Source organism: Jejuia spongiicola (assembly GCF_023502325.1).
Classification (GTDB): domain Bacteria; phylum Bacteroidota; class Bacteroidia; order Flavobacteriales; family Flavobacteriaceae; genus Wocania_A; species Wocania_A spongiicola.
This window is the reverse complement of sequence record NZ_JAMFLZ010000003.1, coordinates 40,448-56,735: the sequence shown is the minus strand read 5'-3', so window position 1 is coordinate 56,735 and position 16,288 is coordinate 40,448. Positions and strand designations below refer to the sequence as shown.

The window sequence follows — 16,288 nt, the reverse complement described above, 5'->3', positions numbered from 1 at the left end:
TAGCAAGGTATTTCTTATTGATTAATTCAGATAAATATGAATAAAATTATTAATGTTTTAATTGCTGAAGATGAACCTCTTATTATAGGTTTATTAAAAAAAATTTTCATGCAACTCTCAGATTCCAATGGAGATTGGAAATTTAAATTACACCCTACTCAAAATTGTGATGATGCATTAAAAAAAATAGATAATGCCATTATTGAAACACCTTTTGATCTCGCTTTATTAGACATTAACCTTCCGCCTTCAAAACAAAACAATGTGCTTTGCGGAGAGGATTTGGGTATAGAATTACGAAAGTACTTTCCGCAGGTAAAAATTATTATTTACACAGCTAATAACGATAATTATAGGCTTAACAATATTCTACGGTCTGTAAACCCCGACGGTTTCTTAATTAAAAGCGATATTGATTATAAAGGTCTTATGATGGCTATACATCGTGTATTAACAAATCCACCTTATTATAGTCCTAGTATTTTAAATTTAATTCGCCAACATATTACTAGCGATTTTGTTTTAGATGCTACAGACAGAGTCCTATTACACGAACTATCAAAAGGAACAAGAACTAAGGATCTTCCCAATTTTGTTAATCTATCAAAAGGAGGTGTTGAACGCAGAAAAAGACATCTTAAAGAAGTGTTTAACATAGAAGGTAAAGGGGATAAAAAACTCATTCAAATAGCTAAAGACAGAGGTTATGTTTAAAAATAAAAAACATCTATTAAAAAAACTACCAGCATACAATTTGCAAGAGGTATTAATTGTGCTAGTTATTATTGGTATACTATTACTTTTAGCATTACCAAACCTAATGCCTTTAATAAGTAAGACTAAAAGTGTTGAAGCTCAAACACAGCTAAAGTTTATATACAATTCGCAAACTACATACAGATATATGTATTCAAAATATGCTCATGATTTAAATGAAATAGATTTTGAAGCTCCTAAAACAGTACAAGAAAACGGAACAAGTAATTATAGTTATGAAATTTTAGCTGCTACAAATAATAGCTTTAAAGCTAAAGCTACTGCTATTACAGATTTTGATGGTGACGGTATTTTTAATGTTTGGGAAATTGATGAAACTGGAACTCCAAAACAAATTATAAAAGATTAAATGATACTTATAAAACTCATATTAATTATAGCATTGGCTTTAGTCTTCATTCAAGACTATAAAGAACGGCAAGCCTTTTGGTTTCTGTTTCCTATAATTGGAGTATTAGGCGGGGTTCTATTTTATCAAAATACACTTCCTGAGTTATTCCTAGTTTCAGTACAAATGAATTTGCTCTTTTTAATAGCATTGTTATTAATCATTTATCTATATGCAAAACTTAAACTCAAAACCAAGTTTTTAAACACCTTAGGTTTAGGTGACTTGTTTTTATTTTTAGCTATATCAGTTTCTTTTTCAACATTATCTTTTATAGTACTTTTTATAAGCGCGCTGATTTTTTCATTAGTACTACATATTATACTTAACAAATCTCAAAAGATAGTTACCGTTCCTTTAGCGGGTTATATGAGTCTATTCTTTTTAATAAGTTACTTATTTAATTGGGTTGGGTTTGTAGATAATTTTTATAGCCTTTAAGATGATGAAAAGCAATTACAACATACCAACAAATTTATTACAGCTTTTAAGCAGTGAACAAGCATATCATTATAAAATTGTTCCTATTGAAGCACACAATGGAACTCTTGTTTTTAAATCAGATACGCCATCAGAAAACCTAAAAAAGGAATTACGTGTTGTTTTTGGAAAGCATATAAAGCTACTTCAAGAAACTCCTGAAAACATAAACCTGTATTTATCGACAAATTTTAGAAAGCAAAGTTTTAATAAGGCAGAGGATTTACATTATACTACAGATTTTCTTGAAAAACTATTACTATCAGCCAAAAATATTGGCAGCAGTGACATTCACTTTGAACCTTACGAACATAAATGTAGAGTGCGTTTTCGTTTAGATGGTAAACTTAAAGAACATTTTGTTATTGATTTATCTGAATACCCCGTAATTATCAATAAACTTAAAATTAAAGCAGGTTTAGATATATCAGAAAAGCGTTTACCTCAAGATGGACGAATAACGGTCAAAACATCTTCTGATGAGTTTGACATTCGTGTATCCACTTTACCAACCTTGCATGGTGAAAAAATAGTACTGCGTATTTTAAGTAAAGATGCTAATCATATTGATATTGACGATTTAGGTTTTACTGAACAAGAATTAAAAACGTATAAAGAGGCTATTAAAAACCCTAATGGCATTGTGCTTATTTCTGGTCCAACTGGTTCTGGAAAAACAACTACCCTATATGCAACGCTGAAGTTACTAAATGATGATAAAACCAATATTGTAACCATTGAAGACCCCATTGAGTATACACTTGAGGGTATCAATCAAGTGCAGCTAAAAGAAAATATTGGTTTAGATTTTGCTAGCGCCTTGCGTACTTTTTTACGCCAAGATCCGGATATTATTATGGTGGGAGAAATACGCGACGTTAAAACAGCTAATATGGCTATTCGAGCTGCTCTAACAGGACATTTGGTGCTTTCAACAATACATACAAATTCCGCTTGGGCTACCATTTCCAGACTTATCGATATGGGAATTCCTCCCTTTTTAATTGCGAGTACTTTAAATGTAAGTATTGCACAACGGTTGGTTAGAAAACTCTGTGATACTTGTAAAGAAGAAGCTCCTGTTACTAAATCTATTTTTCCTGAACATTTTAATATTCCTAAAGATTTAACCAAGCATTATGTAGCTAAAGGGTGTTCAGCATGTTATCATACAGGATACACAGGAAGAAAAGCTATCTATGAGATTATACCCATTACAAAAACACTTATACCACATATAAAAAATAACGATTTAGAGATTGATAATTATTTAGAAGAACATCACATCTCAACCTTAAAACACAATGCCATTAATTTGGTAAAACTAGGTGTTACTTCGGTTGAAGAAGTGTATGCCTTATTAATTGATTAGACCATAATGGTCCTTAAATATTAAAAACATGAAAAAAATATTATTTATTATTAGCCTTAGCTTATTTATTGTTACTCAATTTAATGCTCAAACCAATACTTTTCCAACCTCTGGAAATGTGGGGATTGGAACAACCACGCCTTCTTCAGAGTTAGAAATTAAGTCTAGCTCAAATAATAACTCGGAATTACATATTAATACAGCAGCAGACAATGGAATTTCAATAATAAGATTTCAAGATGCTGGACAAAATACGTGGGGATTTCTTTCTAATTATCCAAACATAGGCAAGTTTAGTTTACATAATTATCAAAACAATTCTTATGCTTATGTAATTGATCAAAATGGTAATGTAGGTATTGGGACAACGGTTCCAGATTCAAAACTTACAGTTAAAGGTCATGTTAATATTGGGGGTGATGGAAATTATCGTTTAAAAACGAGACATATCGATGGCAAACATTATTCAAATTCTACTACTCATGATTTACATCTAAACTGGAATACAGGAAAACATGTTCTTGTCGGTTTTGGAGGTCAAAATTCTAATATGTATGTAAGTGGAAATTTGGGTATCGGTACCACTGCCCCAGACGCAAAACTAGCCGTAAAAGGCAACATCCATACCAACGAAGTAAAAGTAGATTTATTAGGAGCCGTTGCTCCAGATTATGTGTTTTATAAAGATTATGATTTAAAAACTTTAAACGAAGTAGAAAACTACATCGCTAAGGAAGGGCATTTGCCTAATATTCCATCTGCAAAAGAGATGGAAACTAATGGGCTTCTTCTTAAAGAAATGAACTTGAAATTACTTGAAAAAATTGAAGAATTAACGCTTTATACTATTCAACAAGAAAAAGAAATAAGAGCTTCTAAAAATGAAACAACAGCTTTAAAAAATGAGGTTGAAAATCAAAAAATTATTAATAAAAATTTAGAACAAAGGTTACAAAAAGTTGAAGCCTTATTAAACACTACAAAACAATAATGTCATGAAAAAAATATTAATCATTTTTATTCTTAGCTTATTTACAGTAACTCAACTTAATGCTCAAACCAATACTTTTCCAACCTCTGGAAATGTGGGGATTGGAACAACAACACCCGCTTATGAATTAACAGTTAATGGGACAACTTACTCTACTTATTTTAAAGCTAAATCATTAGTATATGAAACTTTTCATTCATCATACCCAGATGGTGTTCAAAAATCTCATATAAATCAATGGAATCGTCTGTCATTAGGATTACTTACGACTGGAAATTATTTTAGTATTGAAGATTGGACTGCTGGTTCTTCAGGAATAAAATATCTTTTCTCAGCAAAACTAAATGGGAATATTGGGTTAGGCACACTAACTCCCTTATCAAGACTACACTTATATAAAGGAGACTCAGGAGGAGTGCCACATAGTTATTCAGATATAACAATTGAAGATAATGATAATGGTATGATTTCTATTCTTACCCCAAGTAATAAATATGGATACTTCGGATTTGCTGACGAAAATGATGACTATGTTGGAGGCATGGAATACTATCATGGAACTAATAAATTGACTTTTAGAGTTAATAACCATGCCAGTGATATGACTATAGATAGTGGTGGTAATGTAGGCATCGGCACTACATCCCCAGACGCAAAACTAGCCGTAAAAGGCAACATCCATACCAACGAAGTAAAAGTAGATTTATTAGGAGCCGTTGCTCCAGATTATGTGTTTTATAAAGATTATGATTTAAAAACTTTAACCGAGGTAGAAAACTACATAACTAAAGAAGGGCATTTACCTAATATTCCATCAGCAAAAGAGATGGAAGTTAATGGGCTTCTTCTTAAAGAAATGAACTTAAAATTGCTTGAAAAAATTGAAGAGCTAATACTATATACGATTCAACAAGAAAAAGAAATAAAAACTTCTAAAAATGAAACAACAGCTTTAAAAAGTGAGGTTGAAAATCAAAAGATTATTAATAAAAATTTAGAACAAAGATTACAAAAAATTGAAGCTCTATTAAACTCTATAAAACAATAATGTCATGAAAAAAATATTAATCATTTTTATTCTTAGCTTATTTACAGTAACTCAACTTAATGCTCAAACCAATACTTTTCCAACCTCTGGAAATGTGGGGATTGGAACTACGAATACTTCTAATGGAGTTCTTACAATCAATGGCAATGCCACTAATTCATTGAGGTTAGAAAATGATGTCTTAAACAAAGAATCTTCAATGCGATTTCGTTCAAAAAGCAGCAATGGAGGCACTTTACATTCAGATATTTCTTTATACGCTACAGGGAATAATCAAGGATACTTAGGCTTTAAAGTGCCACATAACAATACTGTGAATTCTGGATATGATATGATTATAAACCATTCTGGACATATGGGAATAGGAACTACAAACCCAGCTTCTAGGTTGCATATATTACATGTTAGTGGAGAAGGTAACGCACCTATTATATCTGGAAATATAGCTACATTTCAAACTAATGGGAGTTCAGGGTATTATGCTTCAATAAATGTAGTTGGAGGTAGTGCTGGAAAATCAAGCCTTTTCTTTGGAGATAAGGATAGTGGAGCTATGGGAGGGTTAAGGTATAATAATGCAAATAATTCTCTTTCATTTAGAACAAATGGGAATGATGACAAAATATTAATCGATGATAATGGTAATGTGGGTATAGGGAACGTATTGCCAACTTCTAAACTGTATATTAAACAATCTTTTGACAACAATACAGGGGGGCTTTCTATTGCTGATGCTTCAGCTAGCAGATTAATTCAAATATATGGAGAAGGTTCAGCAGGTAGACAAGTAATAAGAACATCTGGCACGTCAAACCCTTTGGCTTTTGATTTAAATGGAATTGAAAAAATGCGTATTAATTCTAATGGCAACATTGGTATCGGCACCACTACACCAGACGCAAAGCTTGCCGTAAAAGGCAACATTCATACCAACGAGGTTAAAGTGGATTTATTAGGAGCCGTTGCTCCAGATTATGTGTTTTATAAAGATTACGATTTAAAAACCTTAAACGAAGTAGAAAGCTACATAACTAAAGAAGGTCATTTACCTAATATTCCTTCTGCAAAAGAGATGGAAACCAATGGACTTCTTCTTAAAGAAATGAACTTGAAATTGCTTGAAAAAATTGAAGAGTTGACGCTTTATACCATCAATCAAGAGAAACGTATTAAAACTCTTGAACAAGAAAATAATGTGTTTAAAAAACAACAGAAACGCATCAAATTATTGGAAGAGCAAATGGCTCTGCTTTTAAAAATTAAAGAATAATATAATTCTAATTAAGTTCTAAATATAATTTAGAGTACAAATACACCCTTTGAATGAAAAAAATACTGCTTATTTTACTTTGTTTTATACCCATTATCCTGTTTTCACAAAATGAAGATCAGCGTATTAATACCATTAAAAATCAGTTAGAACTACTTTCTGTAGAAAACTCAGGACTAAAAGAACAAGCCAAAACAGAAATAAGTGTTAGTAATATAACGCTATCCAATTTTATTTTGGCTATATCTAACGCCCATAAAGTAAATATCAATATCTCGTCAGAACTTAACAAAATCTCAATATCTAATAATAATTTTTCTGATGTTACAGTATCAGATTTATTAGTGTTTTTATGTAAAGAATATGGTTTAACTATTGATTTTACAGGAAGTATTTTATCTATTAAAAAATATGCTCCGCCTGCTGAGATTCCAGAGACTCGTATTATTTCTATTTCATATAGTCCAGAAAACAACTCAATAAGTATAGATGCAAAAAACGATAAGCTGTATGATGTGTTTAAACGCATTATGGGTGAAAGCGCCAAAAACTTGGTATTTGCTCCTGGGCTAGAAAATAAAACCATAACGTTCTACACAAAAGACACACCCTTTGAAGCCGCTATGGATAAACTTGCATTATCAAATAGTTTATTTGTTGAAAAAACAAAAGACGACTTTTATGTATTTGAAGGCCATGGTGCATCAGCAAATTCAAACCAATTAAATTCAAGATTAAAACACGGAAAACAAGATGCTTTTAAAGTTTTAGATTTAGAAAATAAACTACTAGAAGTTAATTTTAATAATACACCTATAAAATCTATTATAAATGATATTGGAAACGAGTTAAACATTGATGTATTTACAGCAACTCCTTTAGACAAGGCAGGAACTGTAACATTTAAAGCTAAGTCTATTTCGTTTGATGAGTTATTAATAAAGGTTTTTGAATCTCAAGCTCCTAGCGCTAACTCTTCACAAAACACTGAAAATCAGAACAACGGCAATAGTAATAATACAACAAACAGAAACACAATAATTTCAAATTCAAGTGAAACTTTTACGTTTAAAAAAGAAGGAGATGTGTACTATTTTGGTACAGAAAATCAACTGAGTGTTCGAAAAATTGAAGTGATTCATTTAATGCATCGTTCTGTAGAGTTATTATCTGATCCTTCGGGAGGAAGCGGAAGAAGTAGAACTGTTGGCAGAAGTTATGGTTCGAACAATAACTATGGAAATTATAATAGCAGTTATAGTTCTGGCAATAATCAAAACCGAAATGCAGGTGCAAATTATAACAACTCTTCTTATAATAATTCGGGAATAAACAGAAATAGAACACAATCAAATACATCAAATTATAACAATACTGGAAATACATCAGGAGGCGCATCTCAAACTATTGATGCTATTATACCTGAAGAAATTGCTCAAGATTTAGATATTAAGGTTGACCATGAGCTTAATAGCTTGTATGTTACTGGTTCTAGCGCCAAAATTGAAAGATTAAAAGGCTTTATAACTTATATAGATAAAAAAGTTCCTGTTGTACACATAGAAGTCATGTTTGTTGAAGTAAATAAAAACAATACTATTGAAACTGGTGTTACTTGGGGTATTGGAGATGATCCTGTGGAAACAAAAGGAGGTATCTTTCCAAAAACAGATTTAACACTTGGTGCAAAAACCATCAATAGAGTTATTAATGGGTTTAATGGGTTTGACCGTCTTAATTTAGGAAAAGTAGTTCCTAACTTTTTTGCAACTGTAAAAGCAATGGAAAGTAATGGTAACTTAAAAATTAAGTCTACTCCGAAGCTATCTACACTGAACGGACATCGTGCTACGTTCTCCAATGGAGAAACCTCGTATTACACAGTTACACAACGTAATATTTATGGGACTGATAATCCGCAAACCTCAGAAATCACTAATTATGAACCTATCGATGCTGAATTAGGTATAACTATAAAGCCATTAGTTTCTGGAGACGGTCAAGTCACTCTAGATATTTTTGTAATACAATCCAGTTTTGGAAAACGTATTGATGAAAATGCACCTCCAGATATTAGTTCTCGTGAGTTTAGTTCTATAATAAGAGTTCAAGACCAAGATATTGTAGTACTTGGTGGGCTGGAAGAACAGGTTAAAAATGATTCGGGTTCTGGTGTGCCATTTTTAGCAAGAATCCCTGTAATAAAATGGTTGTTTAGTTCGCGTAAACGCGAAGCTTCAAAATCAAAACTAACCGTTTTTATAAAACCAACTATTTTATACTAATGTTTCAACACTTAATATCATACTTTCAATTTGGTAATCATTTTTGTGGTATTGAACACACCTTGAAAGATAATCAAGAGATTTTATTTACAACAGTTTTAAAAAAGAATAAAAAGGAGGTTGATATTGAATCTTGTTTTTTATCAAAAACTATTAAAGAAACCACTAATAGGCTTAGAAAAAAACAACATGTCTTTTTAGTGATTAATGATGAACAGGTATTAACAAAATCTTTAAAGTCAGAACAAATAGATGGTTTAAATTTGGTTAATAAAGCTTTTCCAAACATTAATATTTCAGAGTTTTATTATGAAATTATTTATCAAAATGATATCAATTTTATTTCTATTTGCAGAAAAGAATATGTAGATCTACTTATTAAGGAATATCATGATAACAACATTCATATTATTTCGTTTTCACTAGGAAACTCCATCATATCAAATACATCCCGTTATATTGATGATACTTCAATTTTCACTTCAAACGCAAGAATATCAACACAAGATAATTTTATTAAAACAATAGACTATGTAGAAAAGGGTAAAGAAAAAGAGTATAGCATTAACGGATTAAAGGTTTCTAGTGCTCACATTTTGTCTCTATCTAGTGCCTTGACTAGTATTTTAAATAATTTTGCCCCTATTATAAATTATCAAGACAAAAATGTCACTCTTTTAAACACGTATAAGCAAGTACGTTTTCTTGGTCAGTTTATAAAAATTGGTTTAATTTCAATTCTCGGAATTTTATTAATCAATTTTCTGTTTTTTAATTTTTATTTTAATCAGGTAAATGCTCTAAATCAAACTTCTCAGTTAAATCAAACAACAAAGAGCAACATTATTAAGCTAAGTGAACAGGTAAGTAAAGCTCAAAAAACGACTGAAGATTTACTTAAGGGCAGTACTTCAAAAAGCTCATTTTATATAGATGCTATTGTTTATACTTTGCCTAAGTCCGTATTGCTTTCAGAAATAAATTACCAACCACTAGAAAAGCGTATTAAAGATGACAACCCCATTTTATTAAAAGATGATATCATTATAATATCTGGAAAATCTAATAACAGCTCTCAATATTCGGAATGGATTATAGCTTTAGAAAGCTTGAGTTGGATTGATAAAGTATCTGTAGAAGCTTATAACGATTCTAAAACATCGTCATCAAATTTTAGTATTAAAATTAATATAGCATCATGACACCCAAATATAAAAACGTCCTATTAATTCTTGGTTTTATTTTTGTTATAATTTTATCATACAAACTGTCAATTTCTAAAACTCTAACTTTAAAAAATGAGTATCATACTTTAAAAAAAGAAGCCTTATTATTTGAAAACACACCTAAACGATTATCCCTTTTAAAACAGAAACAGAAATATTATGATTCTCTTTTAAATAAGTATCAAATTAAAGGTAGTTCAATTCAAAATAATCTTTTAAAAACTATAAATACTTATGCAGATAGCAATAAACTAAAAGTTGTTAACTTTCTAGAGCCTCATACTTATAAAAACAATGACTTAACTTTAAAAACTCATAAATTTACTGTTCAGGGAAACTACAATGCTATATTGAAACTTATCCATCATTTGGAGCAACAAACAAAGTTTGGTGAAGTTATTAACCTCCATTTTGAAAAGAAAAAAAACTATAAAACAAATAAATACTATTTGCAAGCCCGTGTGCTTCTTAAGAGTTTTGAATGAGTTTTACTTTACTTACTTAAAGCAAGCAAATCTCTCAATCTAGTAGCAGCTTGTTCTGCTGTTATATCTCGCTGTGGCGAGCCAAACATTTCATAACCAACCATAAACTTTTTTACAGTAGCGCTTCTTAATAGCGGTGGATAAAAACTCATGTGCCAATGCCAATGTATATTTTCTTCTTCATTTGTTGGCGCTTGATGTATACCGCTTGAATATGGAAATGAACATTCAAATAATGCATCATAAGCTTTAGTTAAAACAGAAATGGCCTCGGCATATGCTAAGCTTTCTGAATCTGAAATTTGAGTGATATCTTTATAATGTTTTTTAGGGGCAATCATAGCTTCAAAAGGCCAGACAGCCCAAAAAGGTATTAAAACTACAAAATCATCGTTTTCAAAAATGATTCTTTCTTTAGTTTCCAATTCTTGATTTAAGTAGTCTCCTAAAAGGCTACTTTTATTTTTCGAATAATAGGCTTCTTGTTGATTATTTTTCTTTTTAACTTCATTCGGAAGCGTTGATTGGCTCCAAATTTGACCATGTGGATGTGGGTTACTACACCCCATTACTGAACCTTTGTTTTCAAATATTTGAACATGGTTAATCATTTTATCTTCTCCAAGAAGTTTATATTCTTTTTGCCAAATCTTTACTACTTTTACTATATCTTTTTTATGCATGTCTGCCAAACTTTTAGAATGATCTGGGCTAAAACATATTACTTTACAAATACCTGTTTCACTTTCTGCCTTAAGCAACCCTTTATTTAAAGTAAAAGATCTTGAGTTAGATTGTAATGCGGCAAAATCGTTAGTAAAAACAAAAACATCTTTATAGTTTGGATTTTCTTCTCCATTAATTCTTGTATTGCCTGAACATAAATAGCAATTTGGGTCGTGTTTTGGTCTTTCCTCGTTTGAGATAGTTTCATTTTGCCCTTGCCATGGTCTTTTTGCACGATGTGGAGATACTAATACCCATTCTCCAGTCAATATATTAAATCTTTTATGTGAGTAGTCTTGTAAATCTGTATTCATTTTTTTTATTATATCTTCTTCTAATCAATAACTTGAGTGCCTTCTGACAGTTTCACCTTGTATATCGAACAATCTCTACCGAATTCTTTTTTAAATTTTTTAGATACGTCTCTTCTAAATTTTTGAACTTCAGTTTTTAAAATTAAGTTAATTGTACAACCTCCAAAACCACCACCCATCATTCGCGCTCCTAAAACATTTGAATTTGCTTTTGCGTTTTCAACTAAAAAATCAAGCTCTTTACAACTTACTTTGTATTGCGAACTTAAGCCATGGTGAGATTGGTATAGAAGGTTTCCTAACTCGTCAATATCGTCAGCTTGAATGGCTTTTGCAAATAACTGCACACGTTCGTTTTCTTGAATAACATATAATGCTTTTTGGTAATCTTCTTCAGAAATATCATTTTTAATTGCATTTAAACTTTCTTTTGAAGCATCTCTTAAAGCAGAAATATTTAATTTATTTGATACTTTTTCACAGACTTCCCTCCTATTGTTATATGCGCTCTCAGATAAGTCGTGCTTAACATTAGTATTAATTAAGATGAGTTTATATTTTTTGAAATCTATCTTATACGTTTGAGATTTAACAGTTCTACAATCTAGTAATAAAGCACTTCCCTTTTCACCAAACATACTAGCATACTGATCCATAATACCGCATTTTACACCTACAAAATTGTGCTCTGCCTTTTGAGAAATTAATATCATTTGCTTTTTTGACAGTCCCAAATCAAATAATTCATTTAACCCAAAAACCAAACTGTTTTCTAGCGCTGCAGATGAGGACATACCAGCCCCACTAGGAATGTTTCCTGCAAATACTATGTTAAAATTTCCTAGTTTAATTCCTGTATTCTGAATTTCTGCAACAATACCTAGAATATAGTTTTTCCAACCTCCTTCTTTTAAAGCTTCGAGTTTTTGTAAACTAAACTCATACATTTCCTGCATGTTTAATGCATAAACCTTACTCTTATCTGAATTGTTTTTTTGTATAGCTAAAGCTATACCTTTGTTTGTTGCTGCAGGAAAAACATAACCTTCGTTATAATCTGTATGCTCCCCAATAAGGTTAATTCTTCCGGGGGAAAAAATCATTAGTGGCTTTGTATTAAAATATGATTTAAAGTTTCTTTCAACTTCTTTAACCAGTTTTTTATTCATAATGATTACGCAAAATATATGTACACGCCTATAACAATAATACAGATAGCTATTCCTGCTTGCCTAACATATTTCCATGGCGTAATATCAACTTGTTCAGTATATTCTTGGACATAGTCTTCTTCTCTTGGTTTTAGCTTTCCTATAGCAAGCATTATAATAACATTTAACGTAAATAAAATTGCCATAACATCTAAAAAGTGTGGATAAGCTTGAGCTTCCACCAAAGCTAAAGCAGCTTCATCAGTAACTCCAGAAGATTTTGCTGCGTCTAACGCTTTTTCAACAAAATAAGGTTGCATAAAAAATTGACTAATAATATATAGCAAACAACCCGATGCTAAGCCTATTTTTGCTGCAATTGCAGGAACACGTTTTGTTAAATATCCCACAACAATGATGGTTAAGATAGGAATACTATAAATACCGTTTATTTCTTGTAAATAATCAAATAAACTCCCTGCATTGGCAATTAAAGGGGCTATAAACATGGAAGCTATTGCCAAAGCAATACCAAACATTTTACCATACTTTACTACTGTTTTTTCATCAGCTTCTTTATTGATATGTTGTTTGTAAACATCAATTCCAAATAAAGTAACCGAACTATTTAAAACACTATTAAAAGAACTTAGAATAGCTCCAAATAAAACAGCTGCAAAAAAACCAACCCAAGCATTTGGTAGTACTTCTTTTACTAACATAGGGTAAGCACTATCAGCTGTTTCTAAATTGCCTTCAAAAAGATGATAGGCTATTAAACCAGGTAATACTACTATTATTGGTCCCAATATTTTTATAAACGAAGCTAATAATAACCCTTTTTGACCTTCTTTTAAATCTTTAGCACCTAAAGCTCTTTGTATGATTTGCTGATTGGTACCCCAATAGAATAATTGCACCAACATCATACCTGTAAAAATGGTGTAAAAAGGAACAGGGTCTGTTGGACCACCCATTGATTTAAATTTGTCTGGGTTCTCTGTTGTTAAAGTCGATAATCCATCTAAAACACTTCCATCTCCAATCATCATCAGTCCAAAAATTGGAATTAAAATTCCTCCAATTAATAAACCAATAGCATTAATAGAATCTGATACAGCAACCGCTTTTAAACCACCAAAAACGGCATAAATTGAGCCAACAATACCTATGCCCCAAACACAAATCCAAATAGATTGAGTATGTGTAACACCTAACAATTCTGGAATATTAAACATTCCACTAATAGCTAAAGAACCAGAATATAGTATTACTGGTAACAAAACAACGACATAACCCGATAGAAATAACACTGACGTTAGTGTTTTTGTTGTTACATCAAATCGTTTTGCTAAAAACCCTGGAACTGTTGTTAATCCGCCTTTTAAATACCTAGGTAATAAAAACATTGCAGTAACTACCATAGCAATAGCAGCTAGAGTTTCCCATACCATTACAGACAACCCGCTTTGGTAAGCAGACCCGTTTAAACCAACAATTTGTTCAGTTGATAAATTGGTGAGTAATAATGATCCAGCTATGACACCTGCTGTTAGACTACGTCCACCTAAAAAATAACCATCTGATGATGACTCTTCTGTTTTTCGTGTTGCTAAATAAGATATTATTGCTACTAATGATGTAAACCCAATAAATGTTAAAAATTGCATAATCAATGTGTTTAGTTAGTGTTGTTATTTATTGCTTTATTAAAATTTATATTCCATTCTATTTTGTATTCTTCGTTTGGTTTTAATACTTGCAACCCAATTTTGTTATTAAAACTATCCGAAATACCTGTCATAGGCTCAATAGCTACAACTTGAGTGTTTACTGGGTTATATAATTGCAAATAGTTTTCTTCTTTGTTTGTATTTATCTCAATGCTATATGAAGGGGTTTTGAATTCTACTCTATTCCCTTTCAAAATATAGCAATCGTCCAATTGTACGTCTCTAATTTTAAATGGAGATTCTAAATGATTCTTATAAACTCCAGTAGTAATAAGGTTTTTATCAAACTCTATTTTTTGATTACTTTCAAAATCTAATATACTATCATATAAATTTTCACTTATAAAATAAGGATGCCATCCTACAGTAAATGGAAAAGATTGAGTATCTGTATTCTCAATTTTTACAGATAAACTAATTGAATTTTCTGATAGTGTATAGATTAAGGAGATTTTATAGAAAAAAGGAAAGCCTTTTGATTTTTTTTCTTCTTGATAAGATAGTGTAACTTCAACAAAGTTAGATGTTGTGGTCTCTTTAATTAAAGTGAATTTTTTATCAAAAACCACCCCATGGATAGCATTATTCCTGCCTTTTTCATTACAAAACAATTGATGAGTTTCATCTTCAAATGAGTATATTCCATCTTTTACCCTATTTGCAAAAGGAAATAAAATTGAGGATGCATGTGTGTTTTCGTATTTTATATTTGGGCGGTCTTTAATTACTGAAATTCCATCAAACTGTAATTCTTTAAGTCTTCCTCCTTCGTTTAAGCTTATTTTAGCTTTTGAGTCTCCTTTATAATTTATGAGCTCTAAGTAATCTAACCTTCCTTCTTGGCTTTTTTCTATTTTATACATATTATACAGATGCTCTTATAATTAAACTACTTGGGTTTTCTATTTGTGCTTGTTCATTACTAAGTATCATTTTTGCTAACTGTTCTCCCATTAAATTAAAATCTGTAGAAATAGTTGTTATACCGCCTTCTACAATCTCTTTTAACATGGTGTCATTGTAAGAAATAACACCAATGTTTTCTGCTAAAACGAGTTGTTGTTCCTTAATTTTTTTAATAATTCTAATTAAGTTTCTATCGTCAAATACTATATAAACTTCTCCTTCATTTAGAACTCTATTCTCTAGTGATGAAATAACCTCTTTCTCAATATCATTTTGATTACAAAACTGATTAAAACCAATAAGGAATCCTTGAGGCTGTTTAGCTTCTGAAAATAATAAAACTACCTTTTTGTAACGTTTTATATCATTTAACCCATTAGTAAGTCCTTTATAAATATCTTTTTCAAAGTTTTGGTATATGGCAGAGTATTGAGATAATTCACTATGCATTTGATCCAATATATAAACTTTTTCTTTAGGCAAATTATCAATAACATACTCTGTTCCTTTTAAGTTTGCTGGCATGATTACATAAAAACTGTAAGCTCCAATATTGTCATGTATAAGCTTGCTAAACACTTCAATATTAAAATGGTGAAAAAATATATCTACTTGAACATTATCTCCTAAACTGTTCAAAAAAGAATTATATAAATCTTCTTTAAAAGAATTAAATTCATCAAATAGCAAAAATACTTTTTGAGAAACAAGAACATCTTCACTTAAAACATAATAACCTTTACCCACTACTGAATGAATAATACCACGGCTTTTCAATTCATTAAAAGCCATTAAAACCGTATCTCTAGATAGCGAATGCTTATCTCTTATACTATTTAGTGATGGCAATTTGTCTCCTTTTCTCAATACACCTTCATGTATAGCAGCCTCAATAGAATTAACTATTTGCTTATACTTTGGAGCGCTAGATTTTTTACTTACTGAAACAATTTCCATATTACAAATGTAGAATAATTTTTTACAAAAACAAACTGGTATGAACTAGTAGGTTTTATATTAAAAAATGTAATATAAATATTTTCAATAATGTATATACTTATACTAATTTTTACATGCAAAAGTTATATTTTTAAGGCTTAAAGTATATTTATCTATTTTTGCCTTTAATAACATTG

15 protein-coding genes are annotated in these 16,288 nt (G+C 30.6%); 10 read left to right on the top strand and 5 right to left on the bottom strand.

The window, feature by feature from the left end; translation table 11 throughout:
- Positions 1-36: 36 nt before the first annotated feature.
- The 10 genes from M3P09_RS07565 to M3P09_RS07520 are packed head-to-tail and all read left to right on the top strand — an operon-like array spanning position 37 to position 10,322.
- The gene (locus M3P09_RS07565; RefSeq protein ID WP_249972641.1) at positions 37-714 is read left to right on the top strand and encodes a response regulator; all 678 of its coding nucleotides are present in this window, start codon (positions 37-39) and stop codon (positions 712-714) included.
- Positions 707-1,126 (top strand): prepilin-type N-terminal cleavage/methylation domain-containing protein, encoded by a 420-nt coding sequence (locus M3P09_RS07560; RefSeq protein ID WP_249972640.1) that lies wholly within the window; start codon positions 707-709, stop codon positions 1,124-1,126. Before M3P09_RS07565 ends, M3P09_RS07560 begins: the two co-directional genes overlap by 8 nt.
- Positions 1,127-1,606, top strand: coding sequence for a hypothetical protein (locus M3P09_RS07555; RefSeq protein WP_249972639.1), 480 nt, complete (start codon positions 1,127-1,129; stop codon positions 1,604-1,606).
- Position 1,607: 1 nt separating this feature from the next.
- Positions 1,608-3,017 carry a GspE/PulE family protein gene (locus tag M3P09_RS07550; protein WP_249972638.1) on the top strand — a complete coding sequence of 470 codons (1,410 nt, stop codon included), beginning with the start codon at positions 1,608-1,610 and terminating at the stop codon, positions 3,015-3,017.
- A gap of 28 nt (positions 3,018-3,045) precedes the next feature.
- Positions 3,046-4,008 carry a tail fiber protein gene (locus M3P09_RS07545; RefSeq protein WP_249972637.1) on the top strand — a complete coding sequence of 321 codons (963 nt, stop codon included), beginning with the start codon at positions 3,046-3,048 and terminating at the stop codon, positions 4,006-4,008.
- A 4-nt stretch (positions 4,009-4,012) separates the two neighbouring features.
- Positions 4,013-5,056 carry a tail fiber protein gene (locus tag M3P09_RS07540; RefSeq protein ID WP_249972636.1) on the top strand — a complete coding sequence of 348 codons (1,044 nt, stop codon included), beginning with the start codon at positions 4,013-4,015 and terminating at the stop codon, positions 5,054-5,056.
- Between the two features lie 4 nt (positions 5,057-5,060).
- On the top strand, positions 5,061-6,326 hold the full coding sequence (locus M3P09_RS07535) for an autotransporter outer membrane beta-barrel domain-containing protein (RefSeq protein WP_249972635.1): 1,266 nt from the start codon (positions 5,061-5,063) through the stop codon (positions 6,324-6,326).
- 53 nt (positions 6,327-6,379) lie between these two features.
- Positions 6,380-8,611: a type II secretion system protein GspD gene (locus tag M3P09_RS07530; protein WP_249972634.1), complete on the top strand. Its 2,232-nt coding sequence runs from the start codon at positions 6,380-6,382 to the stop codon at positions 8,609-8,611.
- Positions 8,611-9,813 (top strand): hypothetical protein, encoded by a 1,203-nt coding sequence (locus M3P09_RS07525; protein WP_249972633.1) that lies wholly within the window; start codon positions 8,611-8,613, stop codon positions 9,811-9,813. Before M3P09_RS07530 ends, M3P09_RS07525 begins: the two co-directional genes overlap by 1 nt.
- Positions 9,810-10,322 (top strand): hypothetical protein, encoded by a 513-nt coding sequence (locus M3P09_RS07520; RefSeq protein ID WP_249972632.1) that lies wholly within the window; start codon positions 9,810-9,812, stop codon positions 10,320-10,322. The genes M3P09_RS07525 and M3P09_RS07520 overlap by 4 nt, the downstream gene beginning before the upstream one ends.
- A gap of 8 nt (positions 10,323-10,330) precedes the next feature.
- On the opposite strand, the gene M3P09_RS07515 is transcribed toward M3P09_RS07520, so the two are convergent.
- From M3P09_RS07515 to M3P09_RS07495, 5 genes are read right to left on the bottom strand one after another with little or no spacing between them, the layout of a single operon-like run.
- Entirely contained in the window at positions 10,331-11,362 is a 1,032-nt protein-coding gene (locus M3P09_RS07515; protein ID WP_249972631.1) for a UDP-glucose--hexose-1-phosphate uridylyltransferase, read from the bottom strand.
- 20 nt (positions 11,363-11,382) lie between these two features.
- Positions 11,383-12,531 carry a galactokinase gene (gene galK / locus M3P09_RS07510; protein ID WP_249972630.1) on the bottom strand — a complete coding sequence of 383 codons (1,149 nt, stop codon included), beginning with the start codon at positions 12,529-12,531 and terminating at the stop codon, positions 11,383-11,385.
- Positions 12,532-12,536: 5 nt separating this feature from the next.
- A complete protein-coding gene (locus M3P09_RS07505) occupies positions 12,537-14,183 on the bottom strand; it encodes a solute:sodium symporter family transporter (protein ID WP_249972629.1) in 1,647 nt (548 codons plus the stop codon).
- Between the two features lie 11 nt (positions 14,184-14,194).
- The gene (locus M3P09_RS07500; RefSeq protein WP_249972628.1) at positions 14,195-15,109 is read right to left on the bottom strand and encodes an aldose 1-epimerase; all 915 of its coding nucleotides are present in this window, start codon (positions 15,107-15,109) and stop codon (positions 14,195-14,197) included.
- Position 15,110: 1 nt separating this feature from the next.
- Positions 15,111-16,109, bottom strand: coding sequence for a GntR family transcriptional regulator (locus M3P09_RS07495; RefSeq protein WP_249972627.1), 999 nt, complete (start codon positions 16,107-16,109; stop codon positions 15,111-15,113).
- Between the last annotated feature and the right edge of the window lie 179 nt (positions 16,110-16,288).